20 protein-coding genes are annotated in these 20,245 nt (G+C 70.9%); 11 read left to right on the forward strand and 9 right to left on the reverse strand.

Features of this window, described 5'->3' with window-relative positions; translation table 11 throughout:
* Window positions 1-312: 312 nt before the first annotated feature.
* From purD to RS82_RS00800, 7 genes are all read left to right on the forward strand, one after another.
* Entirely contained in the window at window positions 313-1,587 is a 1,275-nt protein-coding gene (gene purD, locus RS82_RS00775) for a phosphoribosylamine--glycine ligase (protein ID WP_045296242.1), read from the forward strand.
* Window positions 1,588-1,662: 75 nt separating this feature from the next.
* The gene (locus tag RS82_RS00780; RefSeq protein WP_045296244.1) at window positions 1,663-2,040 is read left to right on the forward strand and encodes a hypothetical protein; all 378 of its coding nucleotides are present in this window, start codon (window positions 1,663-1,665) and stop codon (window positions 2,038-2,040) included.
* A gap of 344 nt (window positions 2,041-2,384) precedes the next feature.
* The gene (locus RS82_RS21260; protein WP_245619475.1) at window positions 2,385-2,525 is read left to right on the forward strand and encodes a hypothetical protein; all 141 of its coding nucleotides are present in this window, start codon (window positions 2,385-2,387) and stop codon (window positions 2,523-2,525) included.
* Window positions 2,525-3,814, forward strand: a complete 1,290-nt coding sequence (gene lhgO / locus RS82_RS00785) for an L-2-hydroxyglutarate oxidase (RefSeq protein ID WP_084695380.1) — start codon at window positions 2,525-2,527, stop codon at window positions 3,812-3,814. The genes RS82_RS21260 and lhgO overlap by 1 nt, the downstream gene beginning before the upstream one ends.
* Before the next feature lie 105 nt (window positions 3,815-3,919).
* Entirely contained in the window at window positions 3,920-4,618 is a 699-nt protein-coding gene (locus RS82_RS00790; RefSeq protein ID WP_045296246.1) for a DUF2306 domain-containing protein, read from the forward strand.
* 4 nt (window positions 4,619-4,622) lie between these two features.
* The gene (locus RS82_RS00795) at window positions 4,623-5,810 is read left to right on the forward strand and encodes a sensor histidine kinase (protein WP_045296247.1); all 1,188 of its coding nucleotides are present in this window, start codon (window positions 4,623-4,625) and stop codon (window positions 5,808-5,810) included.
* The gene (locus RS82_RS00800) at window positions 5,807-6,460 is read left to right on the forward strand and encodes a response regulator (protein ID WP_045296248.1); all 654 of its coding nucleotides are present in this window, start codon (window positions 5,807-5,809) and stop codon (window positions 6,458-6,460) included. Before RS82_RS00795 ends, RS82_RS00800 begins: the two co-directional genes overlap by 4 nt.
* A gap of 120 nt (window positions 6,461-6,580) precedes the next feature.
* Here RS82_RS00800 and RS82_RS21470 read toward each other — a convergent pair whose 3' ends face one another.
* From RS82_RS21470 to RS82_RS00810, 3 genes are all read right to left on the reverse strand, one after another.
* Window positions 6,581-6,739: a hypothetical protein gene (locus tag RS82_RS21470; protein ID WP_169748663.1), complete on the reverse strand. Its 159-nt coding sequence runs from the start codon at window positions 6,737-6,739 to the stop codon at window positions 6,581-6,583.
* 62 nt (window positions 6,740-6,801) lie between these two features.
* Complete coding sequence (locus RS82_RS00805; protein ID WP_281176443.1) at window positions 6,802-8,286, reverse strand: DHA2 family efflux MFS transporter permease subunit; 1,485 nt, start codon at window positions 8,284-8,286, stop codon at window positions 6,802-6,804.
* 89 nt (window positions 8,287-8,375) lie between these two features.
* Window positions 8,376-8,996 carry a PadR family transcriptional regulator gene (locus RS82_RS00810; RefSeq protein ID WP_045296250.1) on the reverse strand — a complete coding sequence of 207 codons (621 nt, stop codon included), beginning with the start codon at window positions 8,994-8,996 and terminating at the stop codon, window positions 8,376-8,378.
* 101 nt (window positions 8,997-9,097) lie between these two features.
* Here RS82_RS00810 and RS82_RS00815 point away from each other — a divergent pair, with 101 nt between their 5' ends.
* On the forward strand, window positions 9,098-9,451 hold the full coding sequence (locus tag RS82_RS00815) for a TfoX/Sxy family protein (RefSeq protein WP_052676629.1): 354 nt from the start codon (window positions 9,098-9,100) through the stop codon (window positions 9,449-9,451).
* 73 nt (window positions 9,452-9,524) lie between these two features.
* Window positions 9,525-10,487, forward strand: coding sequence for a phosphoribosylaminoimidazolesuccinocarboxamide synthase (locus RS82_RS00820; protein WP_425411872.1), 963 nt, complete (start codon window positions 9,525-9,527; stop codon window positions 10,485-10,487).
* Between the two features lie 25 nt (window positions 10,488-10,512).
* Here RS82_RS00820 and RS82_RS00825 read toward each other — a convergent pair whose 3' ends face one another.
* Complete coding sequence (locus RS82_RS00825) at window positions 10,513-12,090, reverse strand: hypothetical protein (RefSeq protein WP_045296253.1); 1,578 nt, start codon at window positions 12,088-12,090, stop codon at window positions 10,513-10,515.
* Window positions 12,072-12,827, reverse strand: coding sequence for an ABC transporter ATP-binding protein (locus RS82_RS00830; protein WP_045296254.1), 756 nt, complete (start codon window positions 12,825-12,827; stop codon window positions 12,072-12,074). The genes RS82_RS00825 and RS82_RS00830 overlap by 19 nt, the downstream gene beginning before the upstream one ends.
* A gap of 168 nt (window positions 12,828-12,995) precedes the next feature.
* On the opposite strand from RS82_RS00830, the gene RS82_RS00835 reads away from it, so the two are divergent.
* Window positions 12,996-14,342, forward strand: coding sequence for a uracil-xanthine permease family protein (locus tag RS82_RS00835; RefSeq protein WP_045296255.1), 1,347 nt, complete (start codon window positions 12,996-12,998; stop codon window positions 14,340-14,342).
* A 210-nt stretch (window positions 14,343-14,552) separates the two neighbouring features.
* The gene (locus tag RS82_RS00840) at window positions 14,553-15,392 is read left to right on the forward strand and encodes a VOC family protein (RefSeq protein WP_157005247.1); all 840 of its coding nucleotides are present in this window, start codon (window positions 14,553-14,555) and stop codon (window positions 15,390-15,392) included.
* A 189-nt stretch (window positions 15,393-15,581) separates the two neighbouring features.
* Here the strand turns inward: RS82_RS00840 and RS82_RS00845 are convergent, their stop codons facing one another.
* The 4 genes from RS82_RS00845 to RS82_RS00860 form a co-directional block, all read right to left on the reverse strand.
* The gene (locus RS82_RS00845) at window positions 15,582-16,622 is read right to left on the reverse strand and encodes a LacI family DNA-binding transcriptional regulator (RefSeq protein WP_084695382.1); all 1,041 of its coding nucleotides are present in this window, start codon (window positions 16,620-16,622) and stop codon (window positions 15,582-15,584) included.
* Between the two features lie 54 nt (window positions 16,623-16,676).
* On the reverse strand, window positions 16,677-18,155 hold the full coding sequence (locus tag RS82_RS00850) for a glycoside hydrolase family 1 protein (protein WP_045296257.1): 1,479 nt from the start codon (window positions 18,153-18,155) through the stop codon (window positions 16,677-16,679).
* A gap of 67 nt (window positions 18,156-18,222) precedes the next feature.
* Window positions 18,223-19,131, reverse strand: a complete 909-nt coding sequence (locus RS82_RS00855; protein WP_045296258.1) for a carbohydrate ABC transporter permease — start codon at window positions 19,129-19,131, stop codon at window positions 18,223-18,225.
* Complete coding sequence (locus RS82_RS00860) at window positions 19,128-20,159, reverse strand: carbohydrate ABC transporter permease (protein WP_045296259.1); 1,032 nt, start codon at window positions 20,157-20,159, stop codon at window positions 19,128-19,130. Before RS82_RS00860 ends, RS82_RS00855 begins: the two co-directional genes overlap by 4 nt.
* Between the last annotated feature and the right edge of the window lie 86 nt (window positions 20,160-20,245).

Consider the following 20,245-nt stretch of genomic DNA (forward strand, 5'->3'; position numbering starts at 1 on the left):
GAGGGGCCCGGGGCACGGGGCCCGGCCCCGTGCCCCGGGCCCCTCGTTCCGCCGTCACTTCGTGCGGGTCACCACGCGTCTCACCCACCAAAACCGACTGCGGAACACGCATGCGGACGCCCCCGGCAGCCCGACGGCCCGCCGTTCCGCCGTCACGTCGTGCGGGTCGCCACGCGTCTCACCCACCAAAACCGACTGCGGAACACGCGAGGAGCGGAGCGGCGACGGGACGGAACACCGCGGGAGCGGGATGGGGTGGGCGCCACGGGGGTCTCGGAAACAGCGGGAAGGGCCGCCGGTAGGCTGGGAACCGTGAAGATCCTGGTTCTCGGCTCGGGCGCGCGGGAGCACGCCATCATCCTGGCGCTGCGGTCGGAGGAGGCCGAGCACGAGATCTTCGCGGCCCCCGGCAACGCCGGGATCGGGCAGGACGCGCAGCTGGTCGCCCTCGACCAGAACGACCCCGCAGCCGTCAGCCAGTTCGCGATCGACAACGACGTCGCCCTCGTCGTGATCGGCCCCGAGGCCCCGCTGGTCGCGGGCGTCGCCGACGCGGTGCGCAAGCGCGGCATCCCCGTGTTCGGGCCCGGCCAGGCGGCCGCGCAGCTCGAGGGATCGAAGACGTTCGCCAAGCGGATCATGGATGCCGCAGGGGTTCCGACGGGCCGCGCCGTGCGCGCGCACACGCGTGCCGAGGTCGAGGCCGCGTTCGACGATCTGGGCGCCCCTCACGTCGTCAAGGCCGACGGACTCGCCGCCGGCAAGGGCGTCATCGTGACGAGCGACCGCGAGGCCGCCCTCGCGCACGCCGACGAGTACCTGCCGTCCGGCGCGGTGCTCGTCGAGGAGTTCCTCTCCGGCCCCGAGGTGTCGCTCTTCTTCCTCAGCGACGGCGACCACGTGCTGCCGCTCAGCCCCGCCCAGGACTACAAGCGCCTGCTCGACGGCGACGAAGGCCCCAACACCGGCGGCATGGGCGCGTACTCGCCGCTCCCCTGGCTCGACGGCAGGTTCGGCAGCGAGCGCGAGTTCGTGGAACTCGTCACGCGCGACATCGCCGAGCCCGTCATCCGCCAGTTGGATGCCGAGGGCACCCCGTTCATCGGACTCCTCTACGCGGGCCTCATCCTGACCGACGACGGCGTGAAGGTCATCGAGTTCAACGCGCGCTTCGGCGACCCCGAGACCCAGGTCGTGCTGCCCCGGCTCGTCGACCCGCTGTCGGAGCTGCTGCTGGCCGCGGCATCCGGTCATCTCGAGGATCTCCCCCTGCCGGCCTTCGCCAACGACGTCGCCGTGACAGTGGTGCTCGCGAGCGAGGGCTACCCGGTGTCGCCGGTGACCGGCCGCGCACTGACGAACCTGCGCGAGGCGGAGTCGGTCGACGGGGTTCACCTCGCGCACGCCGCCACCGCAGAGACCGACGGCGGCCTCGTCGCGACCGGCGGCCGCGTGCTCAACGTCGTCGGCGTCGCCACCACGTTCGCAGAGGCTCGCGATCGCGTCTACCGCGCCCTCGGCGCGATCGGCCTCGAGGGCGGCCAGCACCGCACCGACATCGCCGCGCGCGTCGCCGAAGGGCTCTGACGCATGCGTCGGGGCTCACCCGGGCGCACGCGCCCGGTGGCTCCGCTCGACGCGCCAGCGGCGCGTCGAGGGCGCGTGGGGACCGCCCTCTCCGTCGCCCTGCTGCTCGTGTGCGGTGCGCTGACGGCGTGCTCGGGTGCTGTCGACATCGACGCCCCGGGCAAGGAGCTGATGGACCAGGCGCACCAGGTCGCGAACGAGGCCCTCGTGGCCGCCGCGACCACGGGACTGCAGGCGCTGCAGGCTGCGGGCGGCGTGACCGAGGATGCCGTGCGCGACGCGCTCGAGAAGGCCGGAGCGGCCAAGGTCGAGACCCGCGTCGTGGGCGACAGCCTGCTGTTCGGCGCGGAGGTCTCGGGCGGGTGCGTGTACGGCTCGGTCGGCACCTCGGGCACCGTCTCGATCGACCTCGGCGGCGTGAACGCCGACGGCGGGTGCCTCCGCGAGCCGTGACCGGCCTCGGGAGCGCGCCGGATGCACGCCCGCTGCGGCACCCTCCGGGTCCTTCCCGGCGGACGCCGTCACTGACCGATCCGGAATTCGGAGGTGCGCCCGGTTTCCGGAGCAACGGCGCCCAAGATCTCCGCAACGCCCGCTAGCGTCCGAACTCCGGACAGGGAGGTCGGGCGCCGCGGGGTCCTCCGCCGATCCGGAATTCGGAGGTGCGCCCGGTTTCCGGCGCCATAGCCCTCAGAAACTGCGGACAACCGGCGAGAGTCCGAAGTCCGGACCCGGCAGGTGGGCACAGCCATGCCTCCGCGCGAGGGACTGAAGCGCCGCGGCGACCTCAGCCGTCGGTGAACCAGCCGACGAGCGGGTGGGACATCCATCAGGCGTTCGGCGGGTTCAAGGAGTCGGGTTCCCCCTTCAAGGAGCAGGGCCACGAGGCGCTGCGCTTCTACACTCGGGTGAAGACGGCAGCGGTGAGGACGCATTGATGGGCAAGACGGGGATCGTCGGCGGCGGGATCGTGGGTGTCGCTCTCGCTCGTGCGTTGAGTGCGCGGGGCGATGAGGTGACGGTGCTGGAGAAGGAGGGCCGGCTGTCGCAGCACCAGACCGGGCACAACTCCGGCGTCGTGCACGCGGGCCTGTATTACAAGCCGGGGTCGCTGAAGGCGACGCTGTGCGCGGCGGGGCGGGTGTCGATCCGCGAGTTCTGCGAACAGAAGGGGCTCCCGTACCGGGAGGTCGGCAAGCTCGTCGTCGCGGTGGACGAGTCCGAGCTCGGGGCGCTGGCCGAGATCGAGCGGCGCTCGCTCGAGAACGGCGTGCCGGATCTGACCCGCATCGACGATCTCGAGCGGCTGCGGGAGATCGAGCCGCACGTCGCCGGGGTGGCGGCCGTGCATTCGCCGCACACCGCCGTGGTGGACTACGCCAGCATCACCGAGGCGATGGCGCAGGACGTGCGCGCCGCGGGCGGGCAGGTGCGGCTTGGCCACGAGGTCTCCGCGATGACGCTCGAGAACGGCCGGGTGCGGGTGGTGACGCCGGTGTCGGAGGACGTGTTCGACCGGGTCATCGTGTGCGCCGGGCTGCAGTCCGACGTGGTGGCCCGGTTCGTGGGCGCCGACCCGTCGCCGAAGATCCTGCCGTTCCGCGGCGAGTACTGGGAGCTCGCGCCGGAGCGCACCGACCTGGTGAAAGGCATGATCTACCCGGTCCCGGATCCGCGGTTCCCGTTCCTCGGGGTGCACTTCACCCGCGGCGTGTACGACAACGTGCACGTCGGGCCGAACGCGGTACCGGCCCTCGCCCGTGAGGGGTACAACTGGCTGCAGTGGTCGGTGAAGGACACGTTCGAGTCGCTGCGGTGGCCGGGCGCGTGGCCGCTCGCGAAGCAGCACTGGCGGATGGGCGTAGACGAGATCTCGGGGTCGCTGATCAAGCCGCTGTACTTCCAGAAGGCACGCCGGTTCATCCCCGAGCTGCGTTCGTCGGACCTGTCGCACAAGCACGGCGCCGGCGTGCGCGCGCAGGCGTGGGGCCGCGAAGGTGAGCTGCTCGACGACTTCGCCGTCGACCAGGTCGGCCCCGTCACCCTGCTGCGCAATGCCCCCTCGCCTGCGGCGACCAGCTCCATCGCGATCGCCGAATACGTCATCGACCACTACCTCGACACGCCGAGCGCTGCTGCTCGTGCCGCCAAGACGACGGCGACGGATGCTGCGCCCCCGGCCGCGCCGAACCCCCAGGCGTCCACCGAACCGAAGCCCCGCAGCTGAGGCCTTCCTCCCCCGACGCGGTCGCCGTCGATCGGCCGATCGGACGAGGCGGTTCGAGCCGCGCGGCCGAAGCGGCGCAGCATCCGTTCTCGCGAGCATGGCGGCATGACAACCGCCACCGCCCGCCCGAGGGCCATCCGACGCCGGCCTGAATGGCTCGTGCCCGCCGGGCTCATCGCCCTCAGCCTCGTGCCGATCGCGGCCGGGTCCGCCCGGCTGACGCAGCTGACCACGGGGGCCGCGGTCACCGCGGAGAACGCGCGGTTCTTCGACTCGCCCATCCCCGTCGTGGCGCACATCATCGGCTCGAGCGTGTTCCTCGTGCTCGGCGCGCTGCAGTTCGCCCCGTCGCTGCGCCGCCGGCGCTGGCACCGTTCGGCTGGGCGCATCGTCGCACCCGCGGGCCTCGTCTCCGCGCTGTCGGCGCTGTGGATGACCGTGTTCTACGGCATGCCGGCGTCCGTGACCGGCCCGGGGCTCGCCGCCGTGCGCATCGCGCTCGGCACGGCCATGGCCGGTGCCATCGTCGTCGCGTTCATCGCGATCCGGCGGGGCGACGTGCGCACGCACAGCGCGTGGATGACGCGCGCCTACGCGATCGGCATGGGTGCCGGCACGCAGGTGCTGGTCTTCCTCCCCTACACATTGTTGGTCGGCACGCCTCGGCCGCTCACCCACACACTGCTCATGACCGCGGGCTGGGCGATCAACCTCGTCATCGCCGAGGTCGTCATCCGGCGCCGCGCCAAGGCAGGACGCCGCAGCGGCACCCCGGTGGCGGCGGCCGGTGCGCACCTATCATGAGGGCATGACGAGCCCGGTCCGCGCGCTCTGGGACGCGCCCGCGGCGGTTCCGGCGCCGCCGCGACGGGTCTGGCGCGACTGGGTGCTCGTCGGCGTGATCCCCGTGCTCGCGGTGTTCGAGGCATTCGTCCGCGTCGACGTGCCGTGGCGCTGGCTGTGGGCCGTCGTGCTCACCGTGCTCGCTCCCACGCTGCTGTGGCGCCGCGCGCGGCCGTTCACGATGCTCGCGATCGCGTTCGCCGTCGGCACGGCCGTGGGCCTCGCGACGGCGGGCGACCCGCAGCTGTACACGACGGCGTACTTCCTGATCCTGCTTTACGCGGTGTTCCGTTGGGGCTCCGGGCGCGCGATGATCGGCGGCGGCGTGCTGGTGGGGATCGGGATGCTGCTGACCTTCGTCGCGTCGCCGCCCGAGATCGCCGACGTCATCGGCGGCGCGGCGGTGGCGTTGACGACGAGCACGCTCGGTCTGGCCGTGCGCTGGCGTCGGCGCGCCCGCAGTCGCGAGCTCGAGCAGGTACGGCTGCTCGAGCGCGAGCAGCTCGCCCGCGACCTGCACGACACCGTCGCGCACCACGTCTCGGCGATCGCGATCCAGGCGCAGGCCGGCAGCGCCGTGGCCGCCAACGACCCGGGCGCGACGGTACGGGTGCTGCAGGCGATCGAGGCCGAGGCGACGCGGACGCTCCGGGAGATGCGCGCGATGGTGGGCGTGCTGCGCGCCCCGGGCGACGCCCTCGCGCCCACTCCGGGCCTCGCCGACATCCGGGCTCTGGCGGGAACGGATGCTGCGACCCCGGCCGTCGCCGTGAGGCTCGGCGGCGACCTCGACAGCGTGCCGTCGGCGGTCGCGGCAGCGGTGTACCGGATCGCGCAGGAGGCGGTGACGAACGCGCGCCGCCACGCCCGGGGTGCCACGTGGATCGACGTGGGGGTCGATGTCGACGCAGACGACGTGCGGCTCGAGGTCCGTGACGACGGCGGGGCCGCAGCCGGGACCGCGCGCCCGGAGGCTCCGCGCAGCGCGCCAGCACTGCGTGGAAGGGGCGTGGGGACCGTCTCCCCCGGCTACGGGATCACGGGCATGCGCGAACGCGCCGCGCTGCTGGGTGGCACGTGCGAAGCGGGGCCGGCGCCCGGCGGAGGCTGGGTCGTCACGGCCACGGTTCCACGGGCAGGATGGACCGCATGAGCGTGCGCGTGCTCGTCGCCGACGACCAGGACCTCGTGCGCACGGGTCTGCGGATGATCCTCGACGCGCAGCCCGATATCGAGGTCGTCGGCGAGGCCGCCGACGGCGCCCAGGCCGTCGCCCTCGCGCGGAGCCTGCGACCCGACGTGTGCCTGCTCGACATCCGGATGCCGGCGATGGACGGGCTTGCCGCGACTCGAGCTCTTGCCGGTCCCGAGGTCGCCGACCCGATCCCCGTCGTCGTGATCACGACCTTCGACCTCGACGAGTACGTCTACGAAGCGCTGCGCTCGGGCGCGCGCGGGTTCCTCCTCAAGGACGCCGGCGCCGTGCTTCTCGCCGAGGCGGTGCGCGCGGCATCCCGCGGCGATGCGCTCATCGATCCGAACGTGACGGTGCGGCTCATCGAGGCGTTCGCCGGCGCGACGCCCGAGCCTGTCGCGACGCCCTCGAGCCCGCTCACCGACCGGGAGGAGGCCGTGCTCGCGGGCGTCGCGCGGGGTCTCGGCAACAGCGAGATCGGCGACGAGCTGCACGTCTCGCTCAGCACCGTGAAGACGCACCTCGCGAGCATCATGACGAAGCTCGACGCCCGCAACCGGGTCGAGCTCGCGATCTGGGCGCACGAGCGCGGACGCGGCCGGCGGTGACCGCGGGACCACAGTGAAGGACGCCGGCGCCGCGTGCTGGGGGACATGCGGGGCCGGCGTCCTGTAGACGTCCGGGATCGGAGAGGACCCGGCGGACGCCGCGAGACCTGAGCTGGGGAATCAGGTCTGACGACGAATGAAGCGCATCAGCCAGGCGATAACCGCGATGACGATGATGATGAGGCCGATCCACAGCAGGAATTTGGCCGCTTCGATGAACACGCCCAGCAACAGCAGGACGATTCCGACGATGAGCAGGATCACTGCGAGTCCGGTCATGTGACCATGCTGGGCGGCTGAGGCGCCGCCGACCAACCTCTTGACAATCGCCTCGAACGGGGTTATTCGGATTCGGCAGCCGCGTTCGCCGCCTGCCAATCCTCGGTCGACGTCGTCTTCGGCCGACGCAGGAAAAGCACCACGACGACGCCGACGAGCATGACAGCGGCGGGCAGCAGGATGGCCTGCGCCATCGCCTGCGAGAAGCCGTCGATGACGAACGGAGGCAGCGTTCCTTCGCCGAACCCGCCCGATGCGTCGGACGCGCCGGGAAGGTTCGCCTCGAGTCGGGCCTGCATGAAGGCCGCGATCGATGCCGAGCCGATCACCGAACCGATCGTGCGGGTGGTGTTGTAGATGCCCGCGCCGGCACCTGCCTGTCGTGGAGGCAGGTTGCGCGTGGCGGTGGTCGCGAGCGGCCCCCACATGCCGGCGTTGCCGATGCCCATGAGCGCCGACGGGAGGAGGAACATCCAGATCGGGGTGTCGACGTTCATGAGCGACGAGTACCAGAACAGCGAGCCCGCGACCATGAGCAGGCCGGGCACGAGGAGGAACCGCGGGTCGGTGCGGTCGAGGAGGCGGCCGGCGAACGGCGCGCCGACGCCCGAGAGGACGGCCATCGGGATGAGCAGCAGCGCCGACTGCGTGGGGGTGAGCCCCCGGGCGAGCTGGATGAAGAACATCAGCGGCAGCGACATGCTCGTCACGGTGAATCCGACGATCGCGATGCCGAGGTTCGACACCGAGAAGTTGCGGTCGCGGAAGAGGGGCAGCGGCACGAGCGGCTCGTTCTTGGTGCGCGCCTGCGTCCAGATGAAGAGCGCCATCACCGCGACACCGCCGGCGATCATCGCCCACACCCACGGCGCCCAGTCGTACTTCTCGCCCTCCTGCAGGCCGAACACGATCAGGAAGAGGCCGACGGCGCTCAGCACGACGCCGACGATGTCGAAGCGGTGCGGGTGCGTTTCGAGCTTGGGCACGAGAACCCAGGCGAGGACGAACGCGACGACGCCGACCGGGATGTTGATGAAGAAGATCCACTCCCACCCGAAGCCGTCGACCAGCAGACCCCCGGCCAGCGGCCCGACGAGGGTCGCGACACCGGCGGTGGCGCCCCACAGGCCCATCGCCGCGCCGCGGCGATTCGGCGGGAAGGTGCGCGTGATGACGGCCATCGTCTGCGGCGTCATCAGCGCGGCGCCGAGGCCCTGCACCGCACGGGCGATGATGAGCATCTCGAGGGTGCCCGACAGGCCGCACCACAGCGACGCGAGCGTGAAGACCGTCAGCCCGATCAGGTAGATGTTCTTGGGCCCGAACCGGTCGCCGAGGCGTCCGGTGATCAAAAGCGGCACCGCGTACGCGAGCAGGTAGGCCGAGGTGACCCACACGACGTTGTCGAGGTTGTTGGTGTCGGGGTCGAGCGCCGCCTTGATGGCGGGGTTCGCGACCGAGACGATCGTCGTGTCGACGAGGATCATGAAGAAGCCGATGACCAGCGCCCAGAGGGCGGGCCACGGGCTGCGGGGCTTGTGCCCCACCGCGTAGGCACCGGTGATCGGGCCGGCGACCCGAGCGGTGGCGGATGCCGCGCCCGCCGTGCGGGTGGAATCCGGGGTTTCGGGGGTGGTCACTGTCGTGCTGCCTTTCTCTGGGCGAGATAGCGTTCGGAGGGGGCCTCGTCGCGCCCCCAGGCGAAGTCGGGATCGGCGATGCGCGGGAGCATCGCGTCCATCCACGCGAGCTCGGCGTGGAGGAGCGCCGCTTCGCGCCCGATCTCGATGAGGTACTGCTCGGGCACGCCCTTGTCCAGCGCGTGCCGGTGGCCGTCCTCGAGGGACTCCAGCGACGCGGCGAGCGCCGCACGACGGGCACGGAGCAGCTCGATCGCCTCATCGCGATCCAGGCCGTGCACCTCGGCGAGCGCGACGCGGAACTCGGCCGGGCGGTCCACGCGCGGCAGCTCGCGGCGCACCCATTCGAGGACCGCGGCGGCGCCGGCATCCGTCTGCGTGTAGGTGGTGCGCTCGGGTCGGTTGCCGTCGCGGTCGACGCCGACCTCGGCGATCAGTCCCGCCCGCTCGAGCCGCCCCACGGTGTGGTAGACCGTGCCGTTGGTGATCGTGACGAGCCGGTCGTCACGGCGGAAGTGCATGAGCCGGATCATCTCGTACGGGTGCATGTCGCCCTCGCTCAGCAGTGCGAGCACGGCCACCCCGAGCGGGGTCAGGCGGGCGACGGGGTCGTTCACGATGATGTACTCCAGTTCGATTAGTCCACGTGGACTATACGCTCCTTCTGCGCGATCCGCACCCTCGCGCTCTGTCGGTGGGAGGTCGTAGCGTGAGGTTCATGGCAGACAAGGGCGCCGCGCGCAGGGAGAAGTTCCCCGAGTCGTACGCGATCTTCGACCCGATCGTCGCGGAGTGGACGGCCCGGCCCGACGTCTCGCTCGGCGCGATGTTCGGATCCGAGGGCCTGAACGTGCGTGGAAAGGTGTTCGCCTTCGTGACCTTCGAGGGCGCACTGATGGTGAAGCTGCCCGAGAGCCGCGTCGGCGAACTGGCCGAGGCCGGCGCGGCGGAGCCCGCCGTCATGCGCGGCAGGCCGATGCGCGAGTGGGCGACCGTGGGGACCGATGCTGCGGACCGCTGGCCCGCGCTCGTCGCCGAGGCGTTCGCGCACGTCGACGAGATCACGCCGTGAGCCCGCCCGCGGTCCACGCGACCTCGCCCCGAAACCCGCCGCAGTCACCCGGGATAATGGACGGGTGACGGCTATCCCCACCCCCACGACCGAGCTCTCCGGCTGGCGCCACGCCTACTCCGGCAAGGTGCGCGACCTGTACGTTCCGGCGGACACGCCCGAGGGGGCGACGCCCGAGCGCATGCTGGTCGTGGCGAGCGACCGCGTCAGCGCGTTCGACCACGTGCTCTCGCCGGGCATCCCTGGCAAGGGCGAGCTGCTCACCACCCTCAGCCTCTGGTGGTTCGACCGGCTCGCGGGCGCGGACGGGGGCCGCAGCATCCCGAATCATCTCGCCTCCTCGCACGAGCTCACCCTCGGGGCCGACGGTGAAGCCAACACGGCCGATGACCTGAAGAGCCTGATCCCGGAGGCCGTCACCGGACGCGCGATGGTCGTGAGGAGCCTCGACATGCTCCCGATCGAGTGCGTCGTGCGCGGGTACCTCACCGGGTCGGGCTGGGCGGAGTACCGCGAGAACGGCACGGTGTGCGGCATCTCGCTCCCCGAGGGGCTCTCGAACGGCGACCGGCTGCCCGAGCCGATCTACACGCCCGCTTACAAGGCTCCACTGGGCGAGCACGACGAGAACATCTCGTACGAGCGCACCGTCGAGCTCGTCGGCGCCGATCGCGCGGCGGAGCTCCGCGACCTCTCGCTCGAGATCTACGCGCGCGCGGCCGCGACGGCCGAGGCGCACGGCGTGATCCTCGCCGACACGAAGTTCGAGTTCGGTCTCGACGGCAACGGTGTGCTGACGCTCGCCGACGAGGTGCTCACGAGCGACTCGTCCCGTTACTGGGATGCCGCGGCCTGGGCGTCCGGCACGACCCCCGACGAGCGCATGGCGAGCTTCGACAAGCAGATCGTGCGGGACTGGCTGGCCGCGAACTGGGCGGCCCCGCGCGAGGGGGAGCCGCCCGCACTCCCGGCGGACATCATCGACCGCACCACCGCCCGCTACCGCGAGCTGCTCGAGCGCCTCACCGCCGCCTGACGCCGCGGCGCGGCATCCGGCGTTGTCACGCGTTCTTCATCGCCTTCAAACGCGCGAGCAGCACCGGCCCGGTGCTGTCGAGCATCTTGCCGCCGATCAGGATGCCGGCGACGAGCACCGCGGTGCCGCCCACGATCCCGATGGCGAACGCGATCCAGCTCACGGTCGGGTTCCGCGTGAAGTACCCGATGATCCCGACGATCACCGCGGGCGACGAGAGCGCGAGCGCCACCAGCCAGATGCCGAAGAACGCCACGCCCTGCAGGAACGTCGTGCCGGGGACGCGCTTGAACGGGTTGTCGCCCGAGCCCGGAACCGGCACCACGAGCTGGGCCGAGGTGACGGCGCAGACGCCGTAGCAGGTGAAGAGGATGCCGAGCGCCATGCCGAGGATGCTGGGGAACTGCGTCCAGTCGCCCGCGAACGCGAAGGGCAGTGCCGCGGCCAGCAGCACCAGCGGCACCGCGACGGCGGCGGCGGCGAGGATGCGCCCGAGCCGGTCCGCGCGACCGCGCGCTCCCGTCGCGACCTCGGTGCCGAACGCCGTGCCGTCGTATGAGATGTCGGCGTACACCACGATGCCGATGATGAACGCGATGATCGGCGCCGAGAACGCCAGCGCCGCGAATGGGTCGCCGTCGCGGGCGTAGAACCACAGCAGCACCGGCACGAGGGGCACGGCGATGAGCTGGCGGAGATACCGCGGGTCACGCGTCCAGTACGTCAGCGCCCGCGCGAACACCGCGCCCGCGGTGCCCGTCGGCACGCGCCCGAACCACCCGATCGACCCGGCCCGCACGGCGGCGGCCGACGTGAGCCGGGGCCGCACGAGGGAGCGCGCGAGCGAGGCGCGCCACAGCAGCCACAGCGCCGCGAGGGTGGCGAGCGCGATGAGCAGCTTCGCCGCGGCGGCGGGCAGATCGCCGGCGGCCGCGTCGGCGGGCACGGCCCAGGCGGCGCCGAGCGGCGTCCAGCCGAGGAGCGGCACCAGCTCGGCGATGGTGTCCGCGTTCACGCTGACCCCGCTGGCGAGCCCCGCGATGAGGGGCCCCGCCAGGATGAGCGGGATGAAGATGAGGATGCCCGCGACCTCGCGGAAGCGTCGGCCTCCCCCGAAACCGGAGGCGACCGTCGCCACGGCGCGTGACGCGACCACCGCCGTGAGCACCGCCAGCGGCGTGCTCACCAGCCAGGCGACGAGCGCGGCGGGCCAGTGCGCCCACGTCGCGATCGTCGCGAGCGCTGCCACGGACGTCACGATGCCCGGGACGCCGCAGGCCGCGGCGAGCGTGAGCGCGACCATCATCCGCGAGGTCGTCAGGGGGAACACGACCAGGCGGTCCGGGTCGAGCGTCGTGTCGACGCCGAACGCCACGAGAGGGATGAGGGCCCACCCCAGCGTCACCAGCGAGCCGGCACCCACGATGATGACGCCCGCCAGCCGGACGTCGGCGAATCCCAGCGCGACCAGGCCCGCGACGATGCCCACGAGGAGCAGCGCGCCGTAGAGGGCACCGAGGATGAACCCGACCAGCTGCCACGGGCTGCGCGCGAGCTGGTTGCCGAGGACCCGGAACCGCAGCCTCAGGAGCGTCGCAACCATTCCGGCCCTTCCGTGTGGCGACGGCCGCCGACGAGCTCGACGAAGCGGTCCTGCAGAGACTCCCCCGCACGCACGTCGTCGACGGTGCCCGCGACGAGCAGGCGACCCGCCGCGACGATCGCGACGTGGTCGCACATCCGCTGGACGAGGTCCATCGAGTGGCTCGAGACGATGACCGTGCCGCCGCCGCCGACATATCCCGCGAGGATGTCCTCGATGTTCGCCGCCGACACCGGATCGACCGACTCGAAGGGCTCATCGAGCACGAGCAGCCGCGGGGCGTGAACGAGGGCGCACGCGAGCGCGATCTTCTTGGTCATGCCCGCCGAGTAGTCGACGACCATCGTGCCCGCGGCATCCGTCATGTCCATGAGCGAGAGCAGGTCGGCCGTGCGCTGGGCGATCTCGTCGTGCGGCAGGCCGAAGAGCAGCCCGTTGTAGGTGACGAGCTGCTCGCCCGTGAGGCGGTCGAACAGCTTGACGCCGTCTGCGAGGTTGCCGACCATCGCCTTCGCCTTGACCGGCTCGCGCCACACGTCGACCCCGTGCACCAGCGCCTGACCCGCGTCCGGCATGAGGAGTCCGGTCGCCATGGACAGCGTCGTGGTCTTGCCGGCGCCGTTCGGGCCGACCAGCCCGTAGAACGATCCCGCCGGCACGCGCAGGCTGATGTCGGCCACGGCCACCTTCTCGCCGAACCGCTTGTGGAGTCCCCGGAACTCGAGCGCGGGCGGCATGGGCAGGGTCGCTGGGTCGGTCACATCTCTCCGTCGGTTCGGCATCGAAGGTCCGGGTGCGAGCCGGAATCCGTCCAGCCTCCCGGATGCCGCGTGGCCGAGGCAACTCGCGCGCACCCGCTCGCTAGGGTGATCCTCGCACCATCACCCGAGCGCTAAGGAGCGCGCATGCCTTTGTGGACCATTCACGGCAACGGCCGGACCGTCGAACCCGGGAAGGTGGTGAAGCCCGACGAGCGGCTGAACTGGCCCGCGACGGTCGCGATCGGCGCCCAGCACGTCATCGCGATGTTCGGCGCGACGTTCCTGGTGCCGGTGCTGACGGGCTTCCCCGTCTCGACGACGCTCCTCTTCTCGGGCATCGGGACGCTGCTGTTCCTCCTGATCACGAAGAACCGCCTCCCCAGCTACCTCGGCTCGTCGTTCGCGTTCATCGCACCGGTCACCGCCGCCACCGCTTCGCAGGGCATGGGCTCGGCCCTCGCCGGCATCGTCGCCGTCGGCGTGCTGCTGGCCGCCGTCGGCTTCATCGTCCAGTTCGCGGGGCTCGGCTGGATCGAGAAGCTCATGCCGCCGGTCGTCGCCGGCGCCATCGTCGCGCTCATCGGCTTCAACCTCGCCCCGGTCGCGTGGCAGAACTTCCAGCAGGCGCCGATCACCGCGACCATCACGCTCGTCGCCGTGATCCTCGGCAGCGTGCTGTTCCGCGGCTTCCTCGGGCGCATCTCGATCTTCCTCGGCGTGATCGTCGGCTACATCGTGGCGCTCCTGCGCCAGGAGGTCGACTTCACCCAGGTGAACGAGCTCGTCGCGAACGGGCAGTGGGTCGGCCTGCCGACGTTCCAGTTCCCGACATTCGGCAGCCCCGGCACCTGGAGTGTCATCGCGATGTTCCTGCCGGTCGTGCTCGTGCTGATCGCCGAGAACGTCGGGCACGTGCGCGGCGTCGCGACGATGACCGAGGCATCCGTCAATCAGTACACCGGTCGCGCGCTCATCGCCGACGGCGCCGCCACCGTGCTCGCCGGCACCTTCGGCGGTTCGGGCACGACGACCTACGGCGAGAACATCGGCGTCATGGCGGCGACCCGCGTGTACTCGACGGCCGCGTACTGGGTCGCGGGCGTCTTCGCGATCCTGCTGTCGCTCTCGCCGGTGGTCGGCGCGGTGTTCAACTCGATCCCCGCCGGCGTGCTCGGCGGCGTGACCACCGCCCTCTACGGCCTCATCGGCATCATCGGCATCAAGATCTGGGTCGACAACCGCGTGGACTTCTCGCGCCCGGTGAACCAGTACACCGCCGCCGTCTCGCTCGTGATCGCGATCGCCGGCTTCACCATGGTGTGGGGCGACTTCCAGCTTGGCGCGATCGTCATCGGCGCCGCCGCGGCCCTGCTGATCTACCACCTCGGCAACGCCATCGCCCGCTGGCGCAGGACCGGCGCCGACGACGGCGGCCCGCTCCCCGCCGTCGGCCAGCTCGGCGGCGACCCGCAGGACTCGCAGGTCAAGTAGCGCCGAGGCGCAGCATCCGTCCCCGACCTGTTTCTGGGGTTTGGGGCGCACTCTGTCCGTTGGGGCGCGATTTGTGCGCCCCAACGGACGAATCGCGCCCCAAACCCGGAGGACCGGAGCGATGAAGCGGGAATGGAAGCTGCGCGCAAATGGTTGTAGCTACACGTGAATGAGATCGCGCACCCTGACCGCCTCGCCGCCGATACCTCGATGGGCGCCGTGACGCTTCTCGTCGGCGACCTCGACGGCATGACCGCGTTCTACCGCGACGTCATCACACTCCAGGTGCTGTCGGCCGAGGGCGACGAGGTCGTGCTCGGGCGCGCGGGCAGACCGGTCGTCATCCTGAAGCACGAGCCCGCCCTGCGCCACGCGAGCCCCGGCGCGGCCGGGCTCTTCCACACGGCGATCCTCTTCGAGACGCAGGAGGCCCTCGCGGCCGCGCTCTACAGCGTCGCGCAGCGCGCGCCGCAGACCTTCACCGGCTCGGCGGACCACCTCGTGAGCCAGGCCTTCTACCTCACCGATCCCGAGGGCAACGGCGTCGAGCTGTACTGGGACCGGGCCCGCACCGAGTGGTCGTGGACTCACGGCAGTGTCGAGATGGCGACGCTGTACCTCGACCCCAACGGCTTCCTCCGCGAGCACCTGACGGAGCGGGCCGCGAGCGGCGGGACGGGGCAGGACGCAGCATCCGTCGGTCATGTGCACCTGTCGGTCGGCGACGTCGCGAGCGCCCGCGCGTTCTACGTCGACGCGCTCGGATTCGACCAGACCGCCGAGCTCGGCAACCAGGCCCTGTTCGTGAGCGCCGGCGGCTACCACCACCACATGGCGATGAACGTGTGGAACTCGCGCGGCGCGGGACCGCGGATGCCGGCGCTGGGCCTCGGCCGCGTGGATCTGACCCTCCCCGACGCCGACTCCCTGGGCGAGCTCGCCGAGCGCCTGCGCCACCACGGCCTCGACGTGCGCGACGACGGCCGCACGGTGGCCTTCGACGACCCGTGGCGCAATCTCCTGCACGCGACGGCTCCCGGCCGCGGCTGAGTTCTCCCCCCCAACCCACGTCGCCTTCCGCAGTCACATCGTGCGGCTTCGCGCCCCCCGGTCCCGCCAAACCCGACTGCGGAGCGAAGGCCTTTCGGTGTTCCGCAGTCGCAAGGTGCGGGTTCCACCGCCCCGCGGACGCGAAAAGTGACTGCGGAACGAGGGGGCGGCGGGGGGAGCAGGGGCGCGTCAGACCGACTCGCGGATGACGAGCTCGGTCTCGAGGATCGTGACGTGACGCGGATGCCGCCCCGCGAGGAGGTCGAGCAGCACCGTGGCCATGCGCTCGCCCTGTGCGAACGAGGGCTGACGCATCGTCGTCAGCTGCGGCGTGACGGAGGTGGCCACGGGCGAGTCGTCGAAGCCGATGATCGCGACGTCGTCGGGGACGCGCAGCCCTTCGGCCGTGAGCACCGTCAGCACGCCCCGCGCCATGAGATCGCTGGCGACGAAGACCGCGTCGGGCTGGGCTCCGGTTGCCAGCACCCGGCGCATCGCGTCGGCGCCGCCGTCGGCGGTGAAGTTGCCGTCTTCGACCGCGATCTCGTCGAGATCCCAGGCGGCCAGCGCATCGCGGTATCCCTGCAGGCGGTCCACACCGGCGGGCATGTCGCGCGGGCCGGTGATCGTCGCGATGCGGCGTCGACCGCTCTCGATCAGATACACCGTGGCGTCATACGCCCCGCGGACGTTGTCGACGTCGACGTAGTAGTCGCGCTCGCGCTCGCGCACCGGCCGGCCGCCGTAGACGACGGGCACGACGCTCGCGATGCGGTCGATGAACGTGTCGCTGGTGTGGTGCGAGACCACGATGGCGCCGTCCACGGCACCCGAGCGCACGTAGCTCGTCGTCTTGTCGCCCGGGTCGTCACTGGCGATGAAGAGGTTGAGCACGTAGTCCGAGCGGCTGAGACGCGAATTGATGCCCGACACGATCGCCGCGAAGAACGGGTCGCCGAAGAACCGCGTGGTGTCCTCGGGGACGATCAGCGCGATGGCGTGCGTCTTCTGGCTCGCCAGCGACCGGGCAGCGCGGTTGGGGACGTAGTTCAGTTCGTTGATCGCGCGCGTCACCGATTCCAGGGCTTCGGGGCTCACGGCCGTCGAGCCGTTCACGACGCGGGAGACCGTCGAGCGGGAGACCCCCGCCGCGGCGGCGACCTCTTCGATCGTCACGGCGTGTGCAGTGCCGGCTCCCCGCTGGGTGCGCCGCATGGCGTCGGTGCTCATTCCTGTCCCCTCCTTCCCGGATGCTACTGCGCCGCGGCACCCCGCGGCGCAGTGCTACGACGCGACGGCCGCCGCGCGCGCGGACTCCAGGTCGATCGCCCGAGCGCCGATGATGCGGCTGTACTCGAGCGCGCTGTCCTTGGGTGTGCGCTCCTGGGTGTCGTAGTCCACGCGCACGATCCCGAACCGCTTCTCGTAGCCCCATGCCCACTCGAAGTTGTCCAGGAGCGACCAGTAGAAGTACCCGCGCACGTCGACGCCGACCTCGGCCGCGTCGAGGATCGCACCGAGGTGCCCACGGAGAAACTCGACGCGGTCGGCGTCGTGCACGGCCTTCGTCTCACCCTCGACGACGAGCTCGTCGTCGTAGGCGGCGCCGTTCTCGGTGACGTAGAGCACGGTGCCGGCCTGCTGCGCGTACTCGTCCCACACCCGCTCGAGGAGGGTCGTCAGCCCCTCGGGCTGCACCTCCCACTGCATCGGAGTCCGGGGCAGGCCGCGCTCGTGCCAGTAGATGCCCTCGTGCGAGGGGTACGGCGACCGGGCGGGACGGTCGGTCGGCGCGTCGCCGCCGATCGGCGGGTTCACCGGCTCGCGGCCGCCCACGTACTCGCCGTGGTAGTAATTCACGCCGAGCGTGTCGATGGGCGTCGCGATGGTCTCGAGGTCGCCCGGGCGCACGGCGGTCTCCCACGCGGCGATGGCCGCAGCATCCACCTTCCGGATGTCTTCCACGATGTCGGCGGGGTACTGCGCGCGGAAGATCGGGTCGAGGAACCAGCGGTTGAACTGGCCGTCGATGCGGCGCGCCGCGTCGACGTCGGCGGGGTCGTTCTCGTCGACCGGCTCGGCGACCGTGAGGTTCAGCGTGATGCCGAGCTTGAGCGACTCGTCGCGAGAGCGCAGCTCGCGCACGGCCTGGCCGTGGCCGAGCAGCAGGTGGTGCGCGGCGAGCACGCCCTCCTCGACGCTGTAGTGGCCCGGCGCGTGGATGCCCGCGGTGTAGCTGAGGAACGACGAGCACCACGGCTCGTTGAGCGTGGTCCACACGTTGACCCGGTCGCCCAGGGCGTCGTGCATCGTCAGCGCGTACTCGGTGAAGAGGTCCGCGGTGTCGCGGTTCGCCCAGCCGCCCTTCTCCTGCAGCGCCTGCGGCAGGTCCCAGTGGTAGAGCGTCAGCCACGGGAGGATGTCGGCCCCGAGCAGCTCGTCGACCAGTCGCTTGTAGAAGTCGAGGCCCTTGAGGTTGACCGCCCCGCCGTCGGGCCGCACGCGCGACCACGACGTCGAGAAGCGGTACGTCTGCAGGCCCAGCTCCTTCATGAGCGCCACGTCATCGCCGTAGCGGTGGTAGTGGTCGCACGCCACGTCGCCGTTGTCGGCGTTGATGACGGCGCCCGGCACGCGGCAGAACGCATCCCAGATCGAGTCGCGGCGGCCGTCTTCGTGGGCGGCGCCCTCGATCTGGAAGGCGGCGGTCGCGGCGCCGAACAGGAAGTCCTGGGGGAAGGCGCGAGGGATCGCGGTCGTCATGAGGTCAATGATCCTCTCGGAGAACGTCGGTGTCAGGATGCCGAAGGCTGTGGGGAGGGGAAAGGGTCTAGCCCTTGACGGCGCCGGCCATGATGCCGCTCACCAGCTGCCGCCCCGTGAAGGCGAAGACGATGAGGAGCGGAATGGTGGCGAGGAGCACGCCGGCGAGCACGACCGAGTAGTCGACGAAGTAGTTCGACTGCAGGAGCGAGAGCGCCACCGGGAGCGTGGGACTCTGCCGGTCGAGCACGATGAAGGGCCAGAAGAACTGGTTCCACGCCCCGACGAAGGTGAAGAGGAACAGCATCGCGGCTGCGGGCCGCGCGGCGGGCACGCCCACCGTCCAGAACGTGCGGAGCATGTTGGCCCCGTCCACTCTCGCCGCCTCGATCAGTTCGTCCGGCACGGTCTGCGACAGATACTGCGTCATCCAGAACACACCGAACGCGCTGGTGAGCGCGGGGATGATGATGGCGCCGATCTGCCCGGTCCAGCCCAGGTCGGAGAAGAGCAGGTAGAGCGGCACGACGCCGAGCTGCATCGGCACCGCCATGGTGGCGACCACGAAGGCCAGCAGCCACTTGCCGCCGGGGAAGCGGAGTTTCGCGAACGCCCAGCCGGCAAGGGTCGAGAACAGGACGACGGATGCCGCGATCACGGTCGAGCTGAAGATCGAGTTCCACAGCGCCTGCCAGAAGTTCACGGCAGGGTCGTTGATGACCTTCAGCGCGTTGTCGATGAAGTTGCCACCGGGCAGCCACGACATGCTCGGGTTGTTGATGGTCGAGGCGTCGCCCGAGCCGATCAGGAACGACCAGTAGTAGGGGAAGAGGGCCGAGACCACGACGACCCCGAGACCGACGTACACCCAGACCCCGGCGCGCACGCCGCGGATCTTCGTGGTCCGCCGGCTCCGGCGCGCGTTGGGCAGGTTCTCCTCGACGACCGCGAGGGGCGGGGTGCTGATGGCGCTCACTGCTGGGCTCCCTTCCGGCCGCCGCGACGGCGCTGGATGACCCCGCGTCCGCCCTCGTCACGTACGAGGGCGCGGGTGATGGCGAGGTTGATGAGGCCGATCGCCAGGATGATGATGAAGAGGATCCACGCGAGGGCGGCGGCACGTCCGAAGTTGAACTCGCCCCAGCCGATGTTGTATAGGTACAGCGTGATCGTCAGCCACTGGCCCGCGGCACCGCCGCGGCCGGTCTGGTCGAACATGCGGGGCTCGTCGAAGATCTGGAGACCGCCGATCGTCGACGTGATGATGACGAAGATCAGGGTGGGCTTCAGCGACGGGAGCGTGATGCTCCAGAACTGGCGGAACGCGTTGGCGCCGTCCACGGTCGCCGCCTCGTAGTACTCGCGCGGCACGGCCTGCATGGCGGCGAGGAGGATGAGGGCGTTGTAGCCGGTCCAGCGGAAGTTCACCATCGTGGCGATGGCGATGTGGCTCCAGAACGGGTCCTTGTGCCAGGCGATCGGGTTCAGGCCGAGGTTCGTGAGCACGTTGTTCACGAGGCCGTGGTTGTCGCCGAAGAGGTTGCTGAAGATCAGCGCGACGGCGACCGGGGCCATGACGTACGGGAGCAGGACGCTCATGCGCCAGAAGGTCTTGGCCCGGATGTTCTTGTCGAGCATCGCCGCGATGAACAGCGCCAGGATGAGCTGCGGCACCGACGAGAGCAGGAAGATGCTGAAGGTGTTCCGCAGGGCGATCCAGAAGTCGGCCTGGGACAGGATCCAGACGTACTGGTCCAACCCGACGAAGGTGCCGGAGTTGCGGACGAGGTCCCACTCCTGGAACGAGATCACCGCCGTGTAGACGATCGGGAAGAGGCCCACGATCGCGAACAGGATGAAGAACGGCGAGATGTAGAGGTAGGGGGAGAGCTTCAGGTCCCAGCGGCTCAGGCGGTGGGAGAAGGAGAGGACGCGCGGCTGGCGTTCCGGATCGGGCCGATCGGCCGGCCCGGATGCCGTCGTACGGGTGGCGGTCGTGGTCACCGGTGGCTCCGATTCGGGTGTCGAGGGTGGGCGTGGAGGCGGAGTGCGCGCGGGCCGGGGGACCCGCACGCACTCCGCTTCTGCTG

Origin of the sequence: Microbacterium trichothecenolyticum, assembly GCF_000956465.1 — a bacterium.
Lineage (GTDB): Bacteria > Actinomycetota > Actinomycetes > Actinomycetales > Microbacteriaceae > Microbacterium > Microbacterium trichothecenolyticum.